Origin of the sequence: Paenarthrobacter sp. YJN-D (assembly GCF_015040335.1) — a bacterium.
Lineage (GTDB): Bacteria > Actinomycetota > Actinomycetes > Actinomycetales > Micrococcaceae > Arthrobacter > Arthrobacter nicotinovorans.
In genome coordinates, this window is record NZ_CP053549.1 from 2,063,449 (window position 1) to 2,081,910 (window position 18,462).

An 18,462-nucleotide genomic window follows, 5' to 3' on the forward strand; every position below is an offset into this window, starting at 1 on the left:
CACCTAGTCCGCTGTTCAAGATCTAACCTGCGAGGTGAGCCGAATGTCGGTCATGCACAGAAGCAGAAGGTTGGATCGGGTGTTCGATGTAGAGGTCCAGCGTGTCCTGGACTATGTAGCGCACGGCATTGGTGTGCGCATCGTTGGGGTACCCGGCAGCGGCAAAAGCACGGTGGTGCGCAACGTCATCGCAAGCCTGGAGAAATCCGGAGCGATGGTCCATGTCATCGAAGGTCTCCGTACACACAGGAACATCCCCTTCTCGGCCATCAAGAGCCTTGGACTCGATCTGCGGCCAGGCCGCAGCGGGGTGTTGGATCTGGCTGATGTCCTTTCAAGTCACCTGGCCATGAGTGGCAAACATGTCCTGATCCTGGATGACATCCATTTCGTTGACGACGAATCCTTGGCTGTTCTTGAAGCTGTCCGCGGCCGTTCGAGCAGCCCGTTGATTGCCACGGCACCCGAGAACGTCACCTTCTCCGAGAGCCAACTAGCTGTCCTCAACCACGGGCGGGAAGCCGTCCTCCAGCTGGACCCTCTTCACTACGAGCAAGTCCACACCCTGCTCTCCCAAGTGCTGGGCGGATCAGCCGATGCTGACACGACAGCGCGGATTCTGACCAAGGCGGCCGGCAACCCTCGCCTCATCGTGAAGATCGCAGAGACCGCCTCACTGAGCGATCTGTTGGTCAGGCGTGGTGGGTTGTGGCGCATGACCGGTGAGACGCTTTGGAGCGATCATCTCCGCGGAACCATCGAGGGGTTGTTGGCGGAGCTCACCGCGGACGAGTTTACGGGGTTGAACACCATGGCCATTCTGGGTACGGCCCGTATCGATGTCCTTCAGAAGATCGTGCACCCCGACGTGCTGGATGCGCTTGAGCGCAAGGGCCTGCTGTCCGTCATGGACGATCACCACAACGGCGCCACGGCGGCGGTCAGCCCGCCTGTGGTCGCAGACTACTTCAACGGGCAGAAGTCCCTACGGGACAGGCACCTGCTGCGGAGCAGAATCGCTGGTGTGCTGGAGTCAACGCCAGCGGCTGCCGACACCTTCACCACCGCAGACTGCCTCTCCCGTGTGCTCGCCTCACTCCGCCGAGAGCGCAGCAGCGACGACGCCGTTACGGCCAGGCACTTTCATGAACACAGCACGGTCCGTGAGCGCGCCCGCTTTGAACGGTGGGAAGCCGAAAAGTCTGTCGCCAATGCGGCTGCGCTGTTGCGCATCTATTGGGGCGCACCTGTGGATGTGAAGCGCGCCCAGCGCGTCTGCACGGAAACATCAACCCACGACGCCGACCCTTCGGACCTGCTGCTGTTCACCATCTCCAAGGCCCTCCTCGCCATCAACACGGGCAGGGGATTGAACTCGGCCGTTGGGATCCTGAAGAACTTGGGTGAAACACATCCAGGACTAAAATTTGGTGCGGACGCCGCCATTCTATTTTTCAGCGGATCCCACAGCCGCGTCCCCATGGCCCGGCTTGAGTCGGGAACAGGCCAGGTGCCGGGGATCGGCAAGTTGATCGAGGGCCTTATGCATCTTTACCGCCTCAATCCGACCATGGCCCTGGAAGTCATCAAGGACACAAAAGACGACGAGACCTTCCCGCACCTACGGCCATTCATCACCGGCTTTTCCCTCTTTGCCAGTGGCAAGATCGACGAATCGCTGGTGTTCGCACTGGACTGGCGTGCCGAAGCCCGTAAGAACCTCGACCAGTTCGGAGTGGTCAGCAGCAGTTACATCGCGGTCCACGGGCTGCTCTACCGCGGCTACTTCGAGGAAGCCGAATACCTGATGAGCAGCGTGTTTGCGATGGGCCGGCCGGGCTTTGTGGTGGACGTACTTTACGACGCCATGCTGCGCCTTGCGGGCCTGCGGCACGCCACGTCTTCGGCGGCGCCGGAACTATCCATCGCCACTCAGGCGCGGACGGAAGTGCCCGACGTCGGTCCGTTGCCTGGTGTGGGTAAGGGGACTTACGCACTGGTCGCCGGCAGCAACACTCGGCCGGCGGGATTTGACCGCCGCGCCTTACAACTGATCAACCGGCAGCTGAAGAGCGGTTACGTACTGGAAGGAATGATGACGGCGCTGCTGTGCACCTGCCTGAGTCCGGCTCGCCCGGTGCTGGACCTGCTGAAAAGGATCCTCAGGGAAAGCAACATCACCGTTCATGAACAGTTCCTGGCCATCGCAACTGCTGTGGTGGAGGGAGACCACAAGACGCTCAGCAGTTTGTTGAAGCACTACGAACCGGACATCGACCTCTACCAGGTTGGCATGTTGCTCCAGGGCGGCCTCAAACGTCATGTTCTGGACGGCGACTCAGACACTGCGGAAGTCCTCGCGGGGGAGTCATCACTGTTCGCGGCCCGATTCCCGGCAGCCTTCGAACCGGTCTCCTTCATTGCGGTGAAGTCAATGCTCCTCACGGACAGGGAAACCGAAATAGCCTTGCTGGCCGGGTACCGCTCGAATGTGGAGATTGCTGAACAACTTGGAATCAGTGCCAGGACCGTGGAGAACCACATTTCCAACGCTCTGCGAAAGACCGGCGCAACTTCGCGCAATCGTCTCTTCATCCTGGCCAGAAATTCACTGCCGCCCGAGTGACACTGGATATGCTGTCAGCGTCCCTCCCATGGCACTTACATAAGTGCCGTGGCAGCTGCTGAAAGGGCTCTTGTGAACCAGCCACCCACGTTGGCCCGACGCCTAGGTACCTTCGACGCTTCCCTTATCGGCTTGGGATCCATGATCGGAGCCGGCGTCTTCGCGGCCTTCACCCCCGCAGCCGCAGCAGCCGGATCAGGCTTGTTGATCGGGCTGGTTTTGGCGGCATTCGTGGCCTTCTGCAACGCCACCTCCTCTGCGCAGCTCGCGGCGAGGTACCCCACTTCCGGTGGCACCTACATTTACGGTCGTGAACGGCTCGGCCAATGGCCCGGGTTCCTTGCCGGATGGGGGTTCGTCATCGGCAAAACGGCCAGTGCCGCCGCGATGGCAATGACCTTCGCCGCCTACGCCGCACCGCAGGGCTGGGAGCGGCCGGTGGCGATCGCCGCCGTCGTACTTCTGACCGCCGTGAACTATCACGGCGTGACCCGAACCGCGGGCCTTACCCGGGTGCTCGTGGTTGCCGTGCTGGGTGCCTTGGCGATCGCTATTGCAGCAGTCTGGGGTGGTTCCGGCCCGGACTTCGGGAACATTGTGGGCGAGGGGCTCCTGGCACACGGCTGGTACGGCGTCCTCCAATCGGCCGGCCTGCTGTTCTTTGCGTTTGCCGGCTACGCCAGAATCGCAACCATGGGCGAGGAAGTACGTGACCCCCGGCGGACCATCCCCCGGGCAATTACCATCGCGCTGGGAATCACCATTGTCATCTACGCCGTCATTGCGATTACCTTGCTCGGAGTGCTCGGTCCGCAGGGGGTAGCCGGGACACCGACGCCACTGGCCGACGCCGTAGCGACAGGCTCGGTGGCGTGGGCGGCTCCGGTGGTTCGAGTCGGCGCGGCCGTGGCCTCGTTGGGGGCGCTGCTGGCCTTGATTGCGGGCCTCGGACGCACCAGCCTGGCGATGGCCCGGGAACGTGACCTACCACCATGGCTGGCTGCCGTGCACCCCAAGTACAAGGTCCCGCATCGGGCAGAAACGGCCTTGGCCGTTGTGGTGTGCCTCGTGATCGCAGTGGCGGACCTCCGGGGCGCCATTGGGTTCTCGTCCTTCGGTGTGCTGCTCTACTACCTGGTGGCCAATGTGGCCGCGTACACCCAACCGCAGGAAGACCGCCGATATCCCAAGTTTTTTCAGGTGGCTGGCGCTGTGGCCTGCGTGGGTCTGGTGATGACGTTGCCGCCGCTCTCCGTGGGGCTTGGTGTGCTGATGTTCGCGGCGGGGATCATCTACCGCCTTTTGCGGCTCCGCCGAAACCGGACCTAAGTGTAATGAGGTCCGGCTGGGCACGACTCCACCGGGGGTAGTGGGGTGGAGCCGTGCCGTAGTGCCGCCTACGTCTGGAGCAGGTGGGGTTACCCGCCGGACACCGGGATCCCTGCTCCGGAGGCACAAAAGAACCATATGGCCGGATTTCCGGCCCTAGGTATCGAAACCCCGAAACTAGGTGGTCCTGGGCGCGGTTTAGTTCGCAAAGAGCATGAAATTAGGTGTTGGGTGTGGCCGCTCTAGGTGTTGGCACGTCGTCGGGCATTCCTGCGCTCAACGGATTCCATGAACGTGACGATGCTGGCGAGGGTCATGGCAAGGGAACACATCACCGCCAGCACGGCGGGAGTCTCCTGGAAGGGAACAACCAGCAACGGACTGAGCATCATGGCGTTGCCGAATCCGGACGCCGCAAACACTCCCGCTTTCAGCAGCAAACACCTCAACGGGTCCATTACCAAGGCGGCTACCGGCGCCACCACACCCAATGCCATGGTGAGCACAACCGCGGTAGCCCGCAGGTCCGCGGGATCAAGTACCTTCAGGCCTTCCGGGGGTGGAGCCATTCCCAGGAGGGTAGCCGACACCGCAGAACAGACAGCAACGATGCTCGTGAGTATTCGAAGGGCTGCAGGGTAGAAGTGCGTAATCACTGGAAAATCCTCGTCGTTCGTCGGCCCTACCCCCGGCATAGGGGTAGTGCGACGAACTGCGGACCCATGACGCGAAATACCGCCGGCTAATCCTCCGGATGCGCCAACCGCTTCAACAGGGGGACCATGTCACCGCCGGAAGCAGGTCCGAAGAAGTGGGCATCGGCGAGTTCAACGGCGGCAATGGCAAGCGGGGCCAGCTCTGCCCCCGCCGCTGTGACTCGCAGCCGCTTGGACCGCGTGTCCGCAGGGTCCACTTCGCGCTCGATGAGGCCCTTCTGTTCCAATGTGCGCAGAACCTGCGACGCCATCTTCACATCGGTGCCGGCCTGACGGGCTACGGCCAGCTGATTGGGATGGCCGCCCTCTTTGTTGAGCCACCAGGTGCACGCCAACAGGACGAACTGCACGTGGGTGATGCCGTGCGGGGCCAGGGCCGCCGCGACCTCACGTTGCCAGCGAAGAGTGGCGTGCCACAGCAGGAATCCTGGACTTTCGCCGGGGCTGAGCGGCATCAGAGCTGTGCGTGTTCGACGAGGGAAGCCATAGTCTCGGGCCAATCTGCCGTGATACCAGGTCCAATCCCGGGACCGATATCGTCTGCCCCGGCGCCGGAGATCTCCATCCGGTAGGTAACCCGGACGCGGCCGCCGTCGAGCTTTTCGATGCGGTGGGTGGTCCGCAGCAGCAAGCCGTCGAATCGCGCTTCGTCAACGAAGAGCTCACCCGGCACCACCTCGGCGAGCTGCAGCGCGATGGGGTCCTCGCCCGGAGGTGTCATCAGGATGGTCGCGCCCTCAGCGAAGGGGCCGTCGATCTCGATCCGCTCGATCTCGGCGTTCCAGTCGCCCCAACTTTCGACGTCGGCCCACAGGCGCCAGATGTCCTGTTGTGCCGCGCCGGTCTCAACGCTGTGTTCGTAGTCCCACATGGCTGCCTCCTCTGGAAGATGATCTATGTACAGACTATCTGTGCATAGATCATCTTGTCCATGGAGCGCGAGGATTTACTTTTCGCAGCCGATGCCATCGTGGTCGTTGTCCAGGCCGTAGATGTCCGAACCGATCACAGTCACAGGGCCTCGGACGTATGAGGGACCGTTGCCTTTGCCGCCAGCGCAGTCGACGTCGGAGTCAATCGGCACGCAGGCACCGGCATAGTTCGGGTCGCATTGGCTTTGTGCCGGCGCGACGGGAACCGCCTTGGGTGCCGCGTTCGCGGCCGCTTGGTCGGCTGCAGCTTTGTCGGCCGCGTCCTTCGCTGCAGCTGCCTGGTCGGCAGCCGCCTTGTCTGCGGCCGCCTTGTCCGCTGCTGCTTTTACCGCTGCGGCTTGGTCAGCTGCCGCCTTGTCTGCAGCTGCCTTATCCGCCACTGCCTTGGCCGACGCGGCACGCTGGTCATTCAGTGCCTGTGCTGTGGCTGAATCCAACCACGTCAGTTTTCCGGTCTGATCAACGGCGCACACGTACGTCTCGCCTGCCAGAACCTGGGTCTTTTTCTCCGCAGAACAGGACGTGCCCGAGATCTTGCTGGGTGTTGGCGTGGGCTTTGGTGATGCGGTGGTGGCCGGCGACCCGCTGGAGCTGCTCACTGAGCTGGCAGTTCCAACCGGTGCGCAGGCCGTCAACAGAATGAACAGTGATCCCATGGCCGCGATGCCAAGTGCTTTGGGCCGAGTACTCCGGCTGGATGCTGACTGTTTTTCGGCGCGCGAAAATTGTTTTTGCAACGTAATGCCCCCTTTTAGTGCGCCGATGCGATGGCGCGTGCTGCGACCATAACACCCGCCTTAAGGGCGGGAGTGAAAAAGTCGCATATTACGTGCCACATGGCTGAGCCTGGCCTGTGCAACCATGGGTGGATGCTTGGGGAGAACGAGACCATGGGAAAGGCTGGGCTTTTCCGTCTCTTGGCAGCGGACTTGCAGGCACTCGGGGCTGGACGGCAGCTCGTTGGCATCGACGGCGTGGATGGCAGTGGCAAATCAACCTTCGCCGAGGGGTTGTCGGAAGCGCTTACGTTGTCCCAGGCCCGCCCGGTCCTGATTATTCACGTAGATGATTTCCTCAATCTTCAGGAAGTCCGACACCGCCGGGGCCGGGCATCGCCCGAGGGATTCTGGCTGGACACATATGACTACGACGCGCTCGAAAAGTACGTCCTCACCCCGCTCGGGAAGGGCGGCGACGGCGTGTATCGTCCGGCAGCTGCGGATGTCCGAAAGGATGTGCCGCTACACCCCGAACCCCGGAAGGCGCCGTCCGATGCGATCATCCTGGTGGAGGGAATGTTCCTCCACCGCGACCGGATGGCCGGCCACTGGGACTACTCCGTTTTCCTCGATGTTCCCTTCGCGGAAACGGCCAGGCGCATGTCCGTCAGGGATGGCAGCAACCCGGACCCTGAACACCCCTCTATGCGCCGCTACGTTGGTGGGCAGCGGCTCTACTTTGAAGAGAGCCGGCCATGGATGCGCGCCTCACGGGTTGTCGACAACACTCTTCCCGAACAGCCGCGGCTGCTGTCTGCAACAGAGGCCGCACAGCGGCAGCGCTGATCAGCCGGCTACGCCCGCGCGTGCCGCTTCCGGTCGGCACCGCCGGTGGTGCCTTCCTCGTCGACAACCACTGACGCGCCCGTACCCAAGCCGCGCACCGTCCACCCGGCGCCCCGCCAGGCCTCCGCGTCCAAGACGTTTCGAGCGTCCAGCACCATCCGGCGTCGTACCAGTGAACCGGCAACAGAGGGCGACAACGCGACGTACTCGTCCCATTCGGTGAGCAGCAGCACCAGTTCGGCGCCATCGAGGGCGCGTTTGGTGGAGGCCTCGAAACGGATCTGCGGGTAGCGGATCCACGCGTTGTTGATGGCTTTGGGGTCGGTGACGGTGACGTGGGCGCCGGCGTCGGCGAGTTGCTGGGCGACGTCCAGGGCGGGGGAGTCGCGGATGTCGTCCGTGTCCGGTTTGAAGGCGGCGCCGAGGATCGTGACGGTGCGGCCGGAGAGGAAACCGCGGCACATTTCGCGGGCCACCTCCACCGCGCGGGAACGCTGGTCCAGGTTCACTGAATCCACCAACGCCATCCACTCATCCACGGACGGTACGTCCAATTCACGCGCCTGGGCCCGGAAGGAGCGGATGTCCTTGGGCAGGCAGCCGCCACCGAAGCCGAGCCCAGCGTGCAGGTAGCGGTTGCCGATACGAGGATCCAGGCCCATCGCCTCACTCAACTCACTCACGTCCGCGCCCGACGCGTCGCACAGCTGGGCCATCGCGTTGATGAAGCTGACCTTCGTGGCCAGGAACGCGTTCGACGCCGACTTGATCAGCTCCGCAGTCGCGAAGTTGCAGACCAGCCGCGGGATGCCGGCGCAGATCAGAGGTTCGTATACCGCATCCAGCACGGCGGTGACGGGCGCGCCCGCAGCGGCGCCCTTGCCACCCGGAACCCCATACACCAGCCGATCGGGCACCAGCGAGTCCTTCACCGCGGTGCCTTGCCGCAGGAACTCCGGATTCCAGCCGAGCAGGACGTCAGAGCGTCGGGTCAGCACCGTGCGAAGCGTTTCCACCGTGCCTACCGGCACAGTCGATTTACCGACGACGGCGGCGCCCTTCGCCAAGTGCGGCAGGAGGCTCTTCGTGGCGCCCATCAGGTACGAGAGGTCCGCGGTGTCCGAGGTCTTGGACTGCGGGGTACCCACGCAGAGAAAGTGCACCTGCGCGTCCGCTGCAGCCGCGAAATCCGTGGTGAACAAGAGCCGGCCTGTGGTGCGGCCATCCTTCAGGAGCTCATCCAGACCCGGTTCATGGAACGGGGCCAGCGCCTTGTTGAGCTGCTCCACTTTGGCGGCATCAACGTCGATGCCCACCACGGTGTGGCCCATGGACGCCAGAGTTGCAGCGTGGACTGCCCCGAGGTAGCCGCAGCCGATCACGGAGATCTTCATGAGGAGGGTCCTTTGCTTGAGGTGAGTTCCGAGGGGCCGGTTGTTTCGCTGGGCACGCCGGAGATGACTTCGTTGTAATGACGGACCAGCTCGGCGCTGAGCACCGGCCACGTCCGGCCCTGGACCGAAGCGGCAGCTGCCGTTGCGAACGCGCGGCGCTTGGCGTCGTCGCCCATTAGGTCCTGGACGTAGGCGCGGAGCTGGGTGAGGTTTCCGGGCTCGTACAGCCAGCCGGTGCGGGAGTTTTCCACCAGGTCCAAGGGGCCGCCGCGACCCGTGGCCACCACCGGAACGCCCGACGCCATGGCTTCCTGGATGGTTTGGCAGAACGTCTCGAACTCTCCGGGGTGGACGAAAAGGTCGAAACCGGCGACGGCCTCCGCCAGGGCTTCGCCGCCGAGGAAACCGGCGAAATGGGCGTTGGGAAGCGCGGCTTGGAGAGCTTCGCGCTGCGGGCCATCGCCGACGACGACCAGCTTGGTGTTCGGCACATCCGCCAGCACGGCGAGATCCTCCACCTGCTTCTCGACGGCGAGCCGGCCGACGTAGCCGATGATGCGCTGACCGTCAGGTGCTACTTTGCTGCGCCACGCCGTCGAACGTTTCGCGGGATTGAAGCGCGCGGTATCCACACCGCGCCGCCACATGTCCACGCGAAGGATGCCGCGTCCGCGCAACTGGTTCAGCGCGAACGTGGACGGCACCAGCGTCCGGGTGGCCAGGAGGTGGATGTTGTCCACGCGGTTCCAGGCCCAGTTCTCCAGGAACGGCACGCCATAACGGCCCGCGTAGCTGGGAACTTCGGTTTGGTAGATCGCGACCGTCGGGATGCCGAGTTGGTGGGCGGCCTGCACGGCGCGCCAGCCGAGGACGAAAGGGGAGGCGAGGTGAACGACGTCGGGCGCGAAATCGGCAAGGATTCGCTTGACCCGATTCACACCACCCAACGCCACCCGCACATTCGTGTAACCGGCCAGCGGCACGGAGGGAAGCCGGTGCACATACGCGCCCTTCTCGACGCTCGAAACATCAGTGTCCGAGGTCGACGGCGCGATCACCATCACCTCATCCCCGCGCTCCTGCAGATGCTCCAGCACCCGCAGTATCGAGTGGGTGACCCCATTCATCAGTGGCAGGAATGATTCGGCGACGATTGCGATCCTCACGCCTTCAACGGTGGTCGCGGCGGGTGGCTTACTGGGTGCGCGGGGGTGGCCTGTGCGGGAAGAGTGGGTTAACAGGTGGGTTGGGCTGGTCTCCGACTCGCAGCAAGCAGGGGGAGTCTTGAAGAAAACACTCGCACTGGGAGTAGGAATGCCGGAAGCGACTTACTGATGTTCGGCTGGTCGCCCACCCCGCGCCCGCTTCAAATCCTTCCGCAGCCCACGGTTGTCCGCGCGGAGTTCCTCGTTGTGCTCACTCAGCCCACGGTTGTCCTCGCTCAGCCCGCGGTTGGCCTCCTCCAACTCCAGTACCCGCTTCACACCGGCCAGGTTCAGTCCTTCGTCCAGGAGCACCCCGATCCGGCGCAGTGTGGTCAGGTCGTTTTCGCTGTAGCGGCGCGTGCCGCCGTCGGTCCTCTCGGGGGTGAGCAGACCCTTGCGCTCGTACTGCCGGATGTTCTGCTGCCCGGTTCCCACCAGTTCCGCGGCAACTGAGATCGCATAGACCCCTTGCGTGTCCCGGCCACCATCAGTGCCGCCGTCGGACGCTGGGGTGGGCAGGCCGCCGTCGTGCTCCTGGGCAGCAGTCGCGCGATCCGAAACCGCCATTAGAACCTCCGAAATCTTCCAAAAAGCTACTTGCACCACTCTCTCACCAGTGCTATAAAAAATCTATACCAGCCAACACAGATCGAACAGGCTGGAACCTAACAGAATCAGCATCAAAACCAAAGGAGTGAGAACCCAATGCTGATGCGCACTGACCCGTTCCGCGAATTCGACAGGCTCGCCCAACAGGTTTTTGGCACAACAGCACGCCCGGCCGGAATGCCGATGGATGCATGGCAGGAGGACGGACAATTCGTTGTTGCCTTCGATCTGCCTGGCGTAAGCCCTGATTCGGTGGAGTTGGATGTCGAACGGAACGTCCTGACGGTAAAGGCAGAACGGAAGTCGCCCGCGGGCGAGAACACGGAGATGATTGCCGCCGAGCGCCCGCAGGGTGTCTTCAGCCGGCAACTCATCCTGGGTGACACTTTGGACACCGATGGCGTCCAGGCCAGCTACGACGCCGGGGTACTCACACTCCGCATCCCCGTCGCCGAAAAGGCCAAGCCACGGCGCATTGAAATCACCTCCAATGGGCAGAGGCAGGAGATCAACGCATAATCCAGTCCGTCCTGCCGGAAGGCTCACCCGGGGGTGGCCGACCGGCAGGGCAGCGACCGGGAACGACGGAGGCGGCCGCATCGGAAAAGTCGGGCGCAGGCTTCGTGCCACGTCACAGCGTTTCTTAGCGCACATGAAAGCGACCCCCGCCCGTCGTCTCCCGATTGATGGCCCCCGGCCCAGGCCGGGGGCCATCGCCTGATCCGCAGCATGAACCGGAACCCGCAGTGAGTACGCAACCCGACTACTACGCCACCCTCCACGTGCCGCCGGACGCGACGGCGCGTGAAATCACCCGCGCCTACCGCGCACTGCTGCGAACCCACCACCCGGACACCCGCCAAAAGGTCGACGACGGCGACACCACCTCCGCGGCCGACCTCCAGGAACTGCACGCCATCATGCAGGCGTACGTCGTGTTGTCGGACCCAGGAAAGCGGGCGGCATACGATCGGGCGCGGCGGAGTGGATCCATTGTTGGTGCCGGCGGAACACCCGTGAAGGTCCGGGTGCACAGGCGCGAACCACGGCCTGGGACGAGCGGCGAGCAGTCACCGCTCACCTTTGGGCCCACCCGTTGGGAACCTTCGTCCAGAAACCTGAGAACACCAAGGAGTAATCCATGAGTGCTTGGCGTCCGTATGACGGCCACATCATCCCCGCGTTCTACGAGCGGTTCGAACAACGCTGGGGCAGGGGGACAGCGCCGTTCCTGGACCCGGAAGTCCACGAACAACCCCTTCCCCGGGCGCAGTGGATCAACCCGGACACCGGTGCCGCGGTCGCCGTCGTCCCCATCTGGACCGACGATCCAGAGCATCGCTCCTTCGGGGTGTTCTATTTGCCGCCGGCAGGTGACATCTGGATGCTGCGCCCCGGACCCACCACGTTCGTGGAACCAAAAGGAGGCGCCAACCAGGAGCAGGTGACACTTCGCAACGACGCCTTCAAGAAGGCCGTCAATCATGCCAAGGAGTTCATCTACGGCCCGCAGCTGTGAGTGAGCGTTCGAGCGTCTTGTGGGTGGCCGCGAGGGGTTAGGTCTCGACCCAAAGGTGTGCTTGCAAAGTGCCGAGAGCCAACCCCTCGGCGAGGTGAGAGCCGACGCCGCTGCCAGCTTTGACCGTTCATGACGCGCAAACCGATAGCAGCCATGGATACGCATTGACGACACCCAAATTTGGGTGGCATCAATCCGTTTGCGTGGCACAGGTCGGGAAGGTTGGCGCAGGGCAGGTTGGGTGGCCGCCCCAACCCGGCCGCCCGCCGTCGTGGTTTCCGCGAGGGGCGAGGTTTCGACCGAAAGGTGCGCCCCCAAAGTGCTGAGAGCCAACCCCTCGGCGAAAGGTGCGCCCCCAAAGTGCTGAGAGCCAACCCCTCGGCGAAAGGTGCGCCCCCAAAGTGCTGAGAGCCAACCCCTCGGTGAAAGAGCGCGTGGGCAAAAGAAGGCTGGTGCAGCCTGGGAAAGAATTCCAAGGCGGCTGCACCAGCTGCTAGTACGACTTTCTGTTAAAAGTTGTGACACCTATCCATTGGCCGCTCCTAGTTCCCGGCTTCGGTTTGTTTCCGGGCTTCAATGTCAGTCAGGGGGTGGTGGTCTGCCCCGGGAGAACACCTCCCATCTTACGGCGGCCAGCAGGAAAAAGCGCTGAAATTCGCGGTATTTCAGGGGCGCCTGACGGGGGAGAGCGGCTCGTCGTGGCACGATTGAACACGATGAAACTGCGCGCTGATCAGACCGGAAACCGTGGCCTCCCTATGCCCCTTTGGCTGCAGGGCGGGTTGGAAGCGGCCCAGGCAGCGTTCATTTCGGCCATTGTTGTGGTGCTTCCGCTCGTCGGAGTGTGGGCTACAGACGGTTTCCAGGACCGCGCCGTGGACACCCTTGCGCGGCTGGGCGGCCAGGCCTGGTTGCTGATCCACGGGGTGCCGCTGGAACTGGCTCACGTAAACGTTGGCGCCGCGGCTGCGCAGCCGGGGTCGGGACTGTTGTCTTTGATTCCGCTGGGTTTGACCCTCATCCCGTTTCTGCTGGCATGGCGTGCCGGCCGTCGCTTGGCCCGTGCCTCCTACACCGATCAGCTGTGGCAGGCGTTCCTGGGCGCTTTCGTTGTGTACGCGGCGTTCGGCGCAGCCACCGGATTTGTGTGCCGCACACCCGAAGTAGTCATCAATCTGTGGTTGGCCATGTCCATCCCCTTGATCTCGTTCGGCCTGGGCATGATCGTCGGCGCCCGACGCGAGGCCGGTTCCTGGAGCCGCCTGATCGGTGTCGACGCCGTCGCCTGGCTCTCCAAGACCAGCCAGCATTCACGGTGGGCCGGCTCGTATGTCGGCTCAGCACTGAAGGCCGGTTTCGTGGCCGCGATGGCCGCCGTGTGCCTGGCAGCCGTGCTGTTGGCTGTGACCATTGTGTGGCACTGGACGGACATCATCGCAGTCTACGAAGGCCTGCAGGCCGGCGCCTTGGGCGGCGCTGTGCTCACGATCGCCCAACTCGGCTTCCTGCCCAACCTGGTGATCTTCGCTTTGTCGTGGTCCTCGGGAGCCGGCTTCTCACTGGGCATCGGCTCCACCGCGGGTCCGCTGGGCACTTCCGTGGGACCACTTCCGGCGGTCCCGATCCTGGGCAGCCTGCCGGCTGGGCAATTGGATTTCGGAGCCATGGCGCTCGCGTTGCCGGTAGTGGCAGGCATCCTGGCCGGCTGGTGGTTCCTCCGAGAGGGCGAAAACCACTTTGACGAGTGGCTTTCCATCAAGATCAAGGCCCGCTGGTTCACGGCCACCGTGTCCACGCTGTTCCTGGGCGCTTTCATTGGTTCCGTCGCGGGCCTGCTTGGTGGCGCACTGGCGTGGGTCGCGCGCGGTTCTGCCGGCATAGGGCGGCTCACGGAAATCGGGCCCCACCCGCTGTGGACGGCAGTCTGGCTGGCTGCGGAAGTGGGTATCGGCGTCGTGATTGGCTACGCAGTCGGGCCCTGGCTGGAACGCCGCCAGAAGCTGCGTGAGGCCAATCTGGACGAGGCAGCGTACGACGACGAGCACGCCTGAGCGCGCAGGTCCGGTGGTGCTGGGCTACCTGAGCGAGCCCGGCATGGACTTCTCAAGTTGCGTAAGGCACTGCGTCTTCGCGGACTCCGTAAGTGCTGACCGGGCGCAATCCTGGTACGTGCTGACCTGCTTGAAGAAAAGGGCCGACGTCAGGATGAGCAGGCACATAACGCCGGTCACCACCAGGCCTGAAATGGTCCCGAAGAGAATCAACCGCGGGTGCTTGTACTTGACGGTCCGCACCAGAACCGCGATGCCCAACACCAACGCGGCCAGCGTCAGAATGGCACTCAACCACACGTAATTCACGTTCAGGGAGAACACAAAGAACGCGCCCAAAGCCGACAAAAGGAAAGCGCGGAAGAGGTTCTGGGTCACGCCGAGGGCGGACTTTTCGGCCTCGGAGCGAGGTTGCTGGCTCGGCCGGGGGCCGACGTCGGGATTCATGTTTTCCAGCCTACGCGAGCCGCCCATAAGCTAGTGCAATGCGCATTGTTGTCCTTGTCTCCGGTACCGGTTCCAATCTTCAGGCTGTCATCGACGCCGTGAAGTCGGGTGAACTGGATGTCGAGATCGCCGCTGTGGGCGCTGACCGTCCCGATACCTACGGTGTGGAGCGCTCTGACGAAGCCGGCATTGAGACGTTCGTGGTGAACTTCAACTCGTTCGAAACCCGCGCGGAGTGGGATGCTGCCTTGCGGGACAAGGTCCTGTCCTACAGCCCGGATGTTGTGGTCTCCTCAGGATTCATGCGGATTGTCAGCGCGGACTTCATCGACGCTTTCGGCGGCAAGTACGTCAACACGCACCCGGCCCTGCTGCCGGCCTTCCCGGGCGCCCACGGTGTCCGCGACGCCATGGCTTACGGCGTGAAGGTCACAGGCTGCACGGTCCACTGGGCCGACGCCGGTGTGGACACAGGGCCCATCATCGCGCAGGAAGCTGTATCAGTGCTTCCGGACGACACCGAAGAAACCCTGCACGAACGCATCAAGGTAGTGGAGCGCCGCCTCCTGGTCCAGACCCTCGCCGAGCTCGCCGCCGCAGCCAACTGAGCCGGCCCACCCACGGGCGCCCACCCCAAGGGCGCCCACCCCTCGCTGGCTAAACGGGCTAGTCGAGGATCTGCTGTTTGGTTTCCGGGGCGAAGAACGCCATCCAGAGCACCGAGAGCAGCACCAGCCCACCCGCCAGCGCGAAAGACGTCGCCAACCCGAACTCCGGCCAGAAGAACGAAGCAAACACCAACGGGCCGAATCCGGCGCCGATGCGGGAAAACGTAGAAGCCCAGCCGAAGCCGGAGCCACGCAGCTCCGTCGGATACAGCTCGGAAACATAGGCGTACAGGACCGGGATGGCCACCTGCACCACAAAGCCGAACACCAGCAGCCAGAACACGGCCGCGGAGGGCACATCCACCACGAACGCCACAATCACCAGCGTCAACGCGGACAGCGGACCGGTGATGGCGAGGATCCACTTGCGTCCCACACGCTCCACCAGGACTGCGGCCACCACGACGCCCAAAAGCCCGACGGCGGCCATTCCCGCCGTGGTCACGAACGCCTTGTACTCCTCAAACCCCGCGCCGATGAGAATGCGCGGCATCCAGGTCAGAGACAAGTAGTAGACCAGCAGAATGCTGAAGAACAAAGCCCAGGCAGCCGTCGTGATCTTCCAGTTGAACTGCCATATCCGCTGCAACTGGGTCCACGCGGAGCCCGCGGAGAGGCGGGGAGCGGCTTGGGGCTCGGGCAGGCTGTAAGCGCGCGGCTCAGCCCCGGTCGCGTCCACCAGCCGATCAATGACGGCCGCTGCCTCGGCCCGCCGGCCCTTTCGGATCAAGAACAGAGGAGACTCCGGAACACTGCGCCGGATCCAGAAAACCAGCAACGCGGGGAGCACCATGATCAGCATGGTGAGCCGCCAGTCGCCGTAAGCTGCAACCAGCCAGGCCGATACGAACCCGCACAGGGCAGCGCCCACCGGCCACCAACCGTCCATGGCTGTCAGTACCCGGCCACGTTGCTTGCGCGGCGTGAACTCACCCACCAACGCATAGTCCACGGGAATGCAGCCGCCAAGGCCGAAGCCGGCCATGAAGCGGAAGATGCAGAACCACACGATGTCCGGCGAGAACGCACCCAGAACGGTGAAGATGCTGAAGATCAGGAGGGTGGCGGTGAAGGCCTTCTTCCGCCCAATGGTGTCGGCGATAGTGCCCCAGGCAAACGCACCCACGGCCATGCCGATCAAGTTGGCGGTACCGATCCACGCAGCGTCGGCCGGCTGCAGCGACCAGTGCTTGGACAGCAGGGGGATCAGGATGCCGTTGAGCGTGACGTCCCAGGCATCGAACATGAACCCGAGGCCACCGATCAGGAAAATCCTGCCTTGAACCTTCCACCGCCACGGCAGTTCCTGCACTACTTGTTCGCCGCTGGGCACGGCTGTGTATGTATTCATTGGGCCTCCTGCATGCAACTTTATGCGCTGCCGGGCAACGTTACTTCTGGTTCTCGATGGCCCTGCGCAGGAAACCGCCGGCTTCCTCCAGCGCACCCTTGGCCTGACCAGCATCGATGCCCGTCAGGAGCACCAGAATCGCGGCTTTCACCGAGCCGCCCACGGAGTCCAATGCGGCGGCGGCTTCCTGGGCGGAAACCCCGGTGGCGTGCTGGACGGTCCTCTGCGAACGGGCCTGCAGCTTCTCGTTCGTCGCACGCAGATCCACCATGAGGTTTCCGTAGGTCTTGCCCAGCTTCACCATCACCAGCGTGCTGATCATGTTGAGGACAAGTTTCTGCGCCGTGCCGGAGTTCAACCGGGTGGAGCCGGCGATGAACTCGGGACCCACCACCACCTCGATCGCCGCATCCGCCACATGGCTCACGGCCGAGCCCTTGTTGCACGCCAGCGACGCCGTGAACGCGCCGCGCTTCCGGGCTTCCTCCAGCGCGCCGATCACGTACGGGGTCCGCCCGGAGGCAGTGATTCCGACGACGGCGTCCGCCTCGGTCACGTTGATATCGTGCAGGTCGCGTGCCCCGGCCGTTGCGTTGTCCTCGGCGTACTCCACAGGGTGCTGGATCGCTTTAAGTCCGCCTGCGATCAGCCCGACGACGAGTCCCGGCGGGGTGCCGAATGTCGGTGGGCACTCACTGGCATCGAGCACACCCAAACGTCCGGCCGTCCCGGCTCCCACATACAAAAGGCGGCCTCCGCGCTGGAGCCGCTCCGCAACGGCGTCGACGGTGTGCACAATGGCCGGGCTGGCCGCTGCGACGGCGGCGTGTACTCCCGCGCTGTGGGCGAGCATGGCCGCCACGAGTTCTTCGGTGCCCAGGATGTCCAGGTTGTCCAGGCCTTCGGCGGCGGCTTCGGTCTGCAATCCGGCTAGTTCCGAGCGCAGGCCTGCGAGTTTGTCCGCGTCAGTCGGGCCAGTTTGTTCCGTCACGGTGGATGTACCTTTCCTGGATGAGCCCGCGGCGCGTCGCAGCGAGGGCAGCACCGTCCAAGCCATCGCCGAGCGGCGCCACCACCTCAATCCCAGCCGAAGCGAGGGACTTCCGCAAGAGCGCGGCAAAGAAGTCCGATCCCACCACTCCGCCCAGCAATGCCACGCGCCGTGACGTGCCGTCCCCGCCGGAGGCGAGCTCCACGGTGCGGGACAGGATGCGGCATGCCTCACCGACGATGCCATGCGCGACGGCGTCACCCGCCTCCGCTGCCTGCAGAACCAGCGGCGCGAACCGGGCCATCGCCCGGTAGGGGTTCTCCTGTTCGGCCAACCATCCCGGAAGGAGTTCCGGCGACTCGACCAGCGCCCCTGCCGCGGCCGACAAAGACGTGGAGGGACCGCCGTCGTGCGCTTCGAGGACTGCCTGCAGACCCCGCTGGCCGATCCAGCGGCCGCTGCCGCGGTCACCCAGATACGGTCCCCAACCGTCGGCCCGGTGCAGGACCCCGGCTTCGTCAAAACGGAAGGCAACGGCGCCCGTGCCGACAATCAACGTAGTGCCCGGGGCGCCCTGGAGTGCGCCGAGCTGGGCGGCCGTGGCGTCGGACAGGACAGCTGCGGGGACGCTGAAGCGCTGCGACAACAGGGTGGCCAGTTCCTGGGCCTTCGTCTCGGAAGCTGCCACGCCCGCTACGGCCGCCCCGACGCTGGTGACCGCGCCGAGGGGAAGAGCGGGTGGAAGCAAGGCGACAGTTTCAAGGAGCAGCTCGAACGCCAGTGTGGGGCCATTCTCCACGTGGACGCCGGGAAAACCGTGTTGGTCTGCGGCGCCCAGCAGCTCAGTTCCGCGGCGCAATTCCACGCGGCAGCGGCTCTTTCCTACATCGGCAACAAGAACGACATCGTTGGGCGCTTCCATGGCTCAACCCTATGTTGCATGTCGTTGTGGGGCCGGCTCTGCGTGCCATTGTTCGGATATCAGGCGCAGACCGGGCCTCACAATGCCCTGTGGAGGAGGGGTCGCCCCGGCTCGAAGGGACGAATCTGTGGATATCT

At 64.0% G+C, this 18,462-nt stretch carries 19 protein-coding genes; 8 read left to right on the forward strand and 11 right to left on the reverse strand.

Features of this window, described 5'->3' with window-relative positions; all coding sequences use genetic code 11:
• Positions 1 to 79 precede the first annotated feature (79 nt).
• Positions 80 to 2,626 (forward strand): LuxR C-terminal-related transcriptional regulator, encoded by a 2,547-nt coding sequence (locus HMI60_RS09735; RefSeq protein ID WP_227453695.1) that lies wholly within the window; start codon positions 80 to 82, stop codon positions 2,624 to 2,626.
• 72 nt (positions 2,627 to 2,698) lie between these two features.
• Entirely contained in the window at positions 2,699 to 3,955 is a 1,257-nt protein-coding gene (locus tag HMI60_RS09740; protein WP_193591069.1) for an APC family permease, read from the forward strand.
• Between the two features lie 242 nt (positions 3,956 to 4,197).
• Here HMI60_RS09740 and HMI60_RS09745 read toward each other — a convergent pair whose 3' ends face one another.
• From HMI60_RS09745 to HMI60_RS09760, 4 genes are all read right to left on the reverse strand, one after another.
• A complete protein-coding gene (locus tag HMI60_RS09745; protein WP_039240223.1) occupies positions 4,198 to 4,611 on the reverse strand; it encodes a hypothetical protein in 414 nt (137 codons plus the stop codon).
• 86 nt (positions 4,612 to 4,697) lie between these two features.
• Complete coding sequence (locus HMI60_RS09750; protein ID WP_193591070.1) at positions 4,698 to 5,126, reverse strand: MarR family winged helix-turn-helix transcriptional regulator; 429 nt, start codon at positions 5,124 to 5,126, stop codon at positions 4,698 to 4,700.
• Positions 5,126 to 5,542, reverse strand: a complete 417-nt coding sequence (locus HMI60_RS09755) for an SRPBCC family protein (protein ID WP_064721972.1) — start codon at positions 5,540 to 5,542, stop codon at positions 5,126 to 5,128. Before HMI60_RS09755 ends, HMI60_RS09750 begins: the two co-directional genes overlap by 1 nt.
• A 75-nt stretch (positions 5,543 to 5,617) precedes the next feature.
• Positions 5,618 to 6,202 carry a hypothetical protein gene (locus tag HMI60_RS09760; protein ID WP_227453696.1) on the reverse strand — a complete coding sequence of 195 codons (585 nt, stop codon included), beginning with the start codon at positions 6,200 to 6,202 and terminating at the stop codon, positions 5,618 to 5,620.
• Positions 6,203 to 6,472: 270 nt separating this feature from the next.
• On the opposite strand from HMI60_RS09760, the gene HMI60_RS09765 reads away from it, so the two are divergent.
• Entirely contained in the window at positions 6,473 to 7,168 is a 696-nt protein-coding gene (locus tag HMI60_RS09765) for a uridine kinase (RefSeq protein WP_193591072.1), read from the forward strand.
• Between the two features lie 8 nt (positions 7,169 to 7,176).
• Here the strand turns inward: HMI60_RS09765 and HMI60_RS09770 are convergent, their stop codons facing one another.
• From HMI60_RS09770 to HMI60_RS09780, 3 genes are all read right to left on the reverse strand, one after another.
• On the reverse strand, positions 7,177 to 8,562 hold the full coding sequence (locus HMI60_RS09770) for a UDP-glucose/GDP-mannose dehydrogenase family protein (protein ID WP_193591073.1): 1,386 nt from the start codon (positions 8,560 to 8,562) through the stop codon (positions 7,177 to 7,179).
• Positions 8,559 to 9,728, reverse strand: coding sequence for a glycosyltransferase family 1 protein (locus HMI60_RS09775; RefSeq protein ID WP_055974592.1), 1,170 nt, complete (start codon positions 9,726 to 9,728; stop codon positions 8,559 to 8,561). Before HMI60_RS09775 ends, HMI60_RS09770 begins: the two co-directional genes overlap by 4 nt.
• 162 nt (positions 9,729 to 9,890) lie before the next feature.
• Positions 9,891 to 10,334, reverse strand: coding sequence for a MerR family transcriptional regulator (locus HMI60_RS09780; protein WP_227453697.1), 444 nt, complete (start codon positions 10,332 to 10,334; stop codon positions 9,891 to 9,893).
• A gap of 138 nt (positions 10,335 to 10,472) precedes the next feature.
• Between HMI60_RS09780 and HMI60_RS09785 the strand changes: the two genes are divergently transcribed.
• The 4 genes from HMI60_RS09785 (at position 10,473) to HMI60_RS09800 (ending at position 13,946) form a co-directional block, all read left to right on the forward strand.
• Positions 10,473 to 10,895, forward strand: a complete 423-nt coding sequence (locus HMI60_RS09785) for an Hsp20/alpha crystallin family protein (RefSeq protein ID WP_018777201.1) — start codon at positions 10,473 to 10,475, stop codon at positions 10,893 to 10,895.
• A gap of 227 nt (positions 10,896 to 11,122) precedes the next feature.
• On the forward strand, positions 11,123 to 11,521 hold the full coding sequence (locus HMI60_RS09790) for a J domain-containing protein (RefSeq protein WP_055974595.1): 399 nt from the start codon (positions 11,123 to 11,125) through the stop codon (positions 11,519 to 11,521).
• Positions 11,518 to 11,895 (forward strand): hypothetical protein, encoded by a 378-nt coding sequence (locus HMI60_RS09795; RefSeq protein ID WP_018777203.1) that lies wholly within the window; start codon positions 11,518 to 11,520, stop codon positions 11,893 to 11,895. The genes HMI60_RS09790 and HMI60_RS09795 overlap by 4 nt, the downstream gene beginning before the upstream one ends.
• Positions 11,896 to 12,611: 716 nt before the next feature.
• A complete protein-coding gene (locus HMI60_RS09800) occupies positions 12,612 to 13,946 on the forward strand; it encodes a DUF6350 family protein (protein ID WP_039240236.1) in 1,335 nt (444 codons plus the stop codon).
• A 24-nt stretch (positions 13,947 to 13,970) separates the two neighbouring features.
• Here the strand turns inward: HMI60_RS09800 and HMI60_RS09805 are convergent, their stop codons facing one another.
• Positions 13,971 to 14,420: a hypothetical protein gene (locus HMI60_RS09805; protein WP_026267087.1), complete on the reverse strand. Its 450-nt coding sequence runs from the start codon at positions 14,418 to 14,420 to the stop codon at positions 13,971 to 13,973.
• An 11-nt stretch (positions 14,421 to 14,431) separates the two neighbouring features.
• Here HMI60_RS09805 and purN point away from each other — a divergent pair, with 11 nt between their 5' ends.
• The gene (gene purN, locus HMI60_RS09810) at positions 14,432 to 15,001 is read left to right on the forward strand and encodes a phosphoribosylglycinamide formyltransferase (protein ID WP_039240237.1); all 570 of its coding nucleotides are present in this window, start codon (positions 14,432 to 14,434) and stop codon (positions 14,999 to 15,001) included.
• 58 nt (positions 15,002 to 15,059) lie between these two features.
• On the opposite strand, the gene HMI60_RS09815 is transcribed toward purN, so the two are convergent.
• The 3 genes from HMI60_RS09815 to HMI60_RS09825 are packed head-to-tail and all read right to left on the reverse strand — an operon-like array spanning position 15,060 to position 18,325.
• Positions 15,060 to 16,412, reverse strand: a complete 1,353-nt coding sequence (locus HMI60_RS09815) for an MFS transporter (RefSeq protein WP_110504309.1) — start codon at positions 16,410 to 16,412, stop codon at positions 15,060 to 15,062.
• Between the two features lie 40 nt (positions 16,413 to 16,452).
• Entirely contained in the window at positions 16,453 to 17,403 is a 951-nt protein-coding gene (gene murQ / locus HMI60_RS09820; protein WP_193591074.1) for an N-acetylmuramic acid 6-phosphate etherase, read from the reverse strand.
• Positions 17,378 to 18,325: an N-acetylglucosamine kinase gene (locus HMI60_RS09825; RefSeq protein WP_193591075.1), complete on the reverse strand. Its 948-nt coding sequence runs from the start codon at positions 18,323 to 18,325 to the stop codon at positions 17,378 to 17,380. The genes murQ and HMI60_RS09825 overlap by 26 nt, the downstream gene beginning before the upstream one ends.
• Positions 18,326 to 18,462: the final 137 nt, after the last annotated feature.

What these genes read in the sequence shown, in the direction of transcription:
- HMI60_RS09785 (WP_018777201.1), top strand. Translation starts at nt 10,473, where the DNA reads ATGCTGATGCGCACTGACCCGTTCCGCGAATTCGACAGGCTCGCCCAA.
- purN (WP_039240237.1), top strand. Translation starts at nt 14,432, where the DNA reads ATGCGCATTGTTGTCCTTGTCTCCGGTACCGGTTCCAATCTTCAGGCT.
- HMI60_RS09755 (WP_064721972.1), bottom strand. Translation starts at nt 5,542, where the DNA reads ATGTGGGACTACGAACACAGCGTTGAGACCGGCGCGGCACAACAGGAC.
- HMI60_RS09795 (WP_018777203.1), top strand. Translation starts at nt 11,518, where the DNA reads ATGAGTGCTTGGCGTCCGTATGACGGCCACATCATCCCCGCGTTCTAC.
- HMI60_RS09765 (WP_193591072.1), top strand. Translation starts at nt 6,473, where the DNA reads ATGCTTGGGGAGAACGAGACCATGGGAAAGGCTGGGCTTTTCCGTCTC.
- HMI60_RS09805 (WP_026267087.1), bottom strand. Translation starts at nt 14,420, where the DNA reads ATGGGCGGCTCGCGTAGGCTGGAAAACATGAATCCCGACGTCGGCCCC.
- HMI60_RS09780 (WP_227453697.1), bottom strand. Translation starts at nt 10,334, where the DNA reads ATGGCGGTTTCGGATCGCGCGACTGCTGCCCAGGAGCACGACGGCGGC.
- HMI60_RS09815 (WP_110504309.1), bottom strand. Translation starts at nt 16,412, where the DNA reads ATGAATACATACACAGCCGTGCCCAGCGGCGAACAAGTAGTGCAGGAA.
- HMI60_RS09825 (WP_193591075.1), bottom strand. Translation starts at nt 18,325, where the DNA reads ATGGAAGCGCCCAACGATGTCGTTCTTGTTGCCGATGTAGGAAAGAGC.
- HMI60_RS09750 (WP_193591070.1), bottom strand. Translation starts at nt 5,126, where the DNA reads ATGCCGCTCAGCCCCGGCGAAAGTCCAGGATTCCTGCTGTGGCACGCC.
- HMI60_RS09770 (WP_193591073.1), bottom strand. Translation starts at nt 8,562, where the DNA reads ATGAAGATCTCCGTGATCGGCTGCGGCTACCTCGGGGCAGTCCACGCT.
- HMI60_RS09800 (WP_039240236.1), top strand. Translation starts at nt 12,612, where the DNA reads ATGAAACTGCGCGCTGATCAGACCGGAAACCGTGGCCTCCCTATGCCC.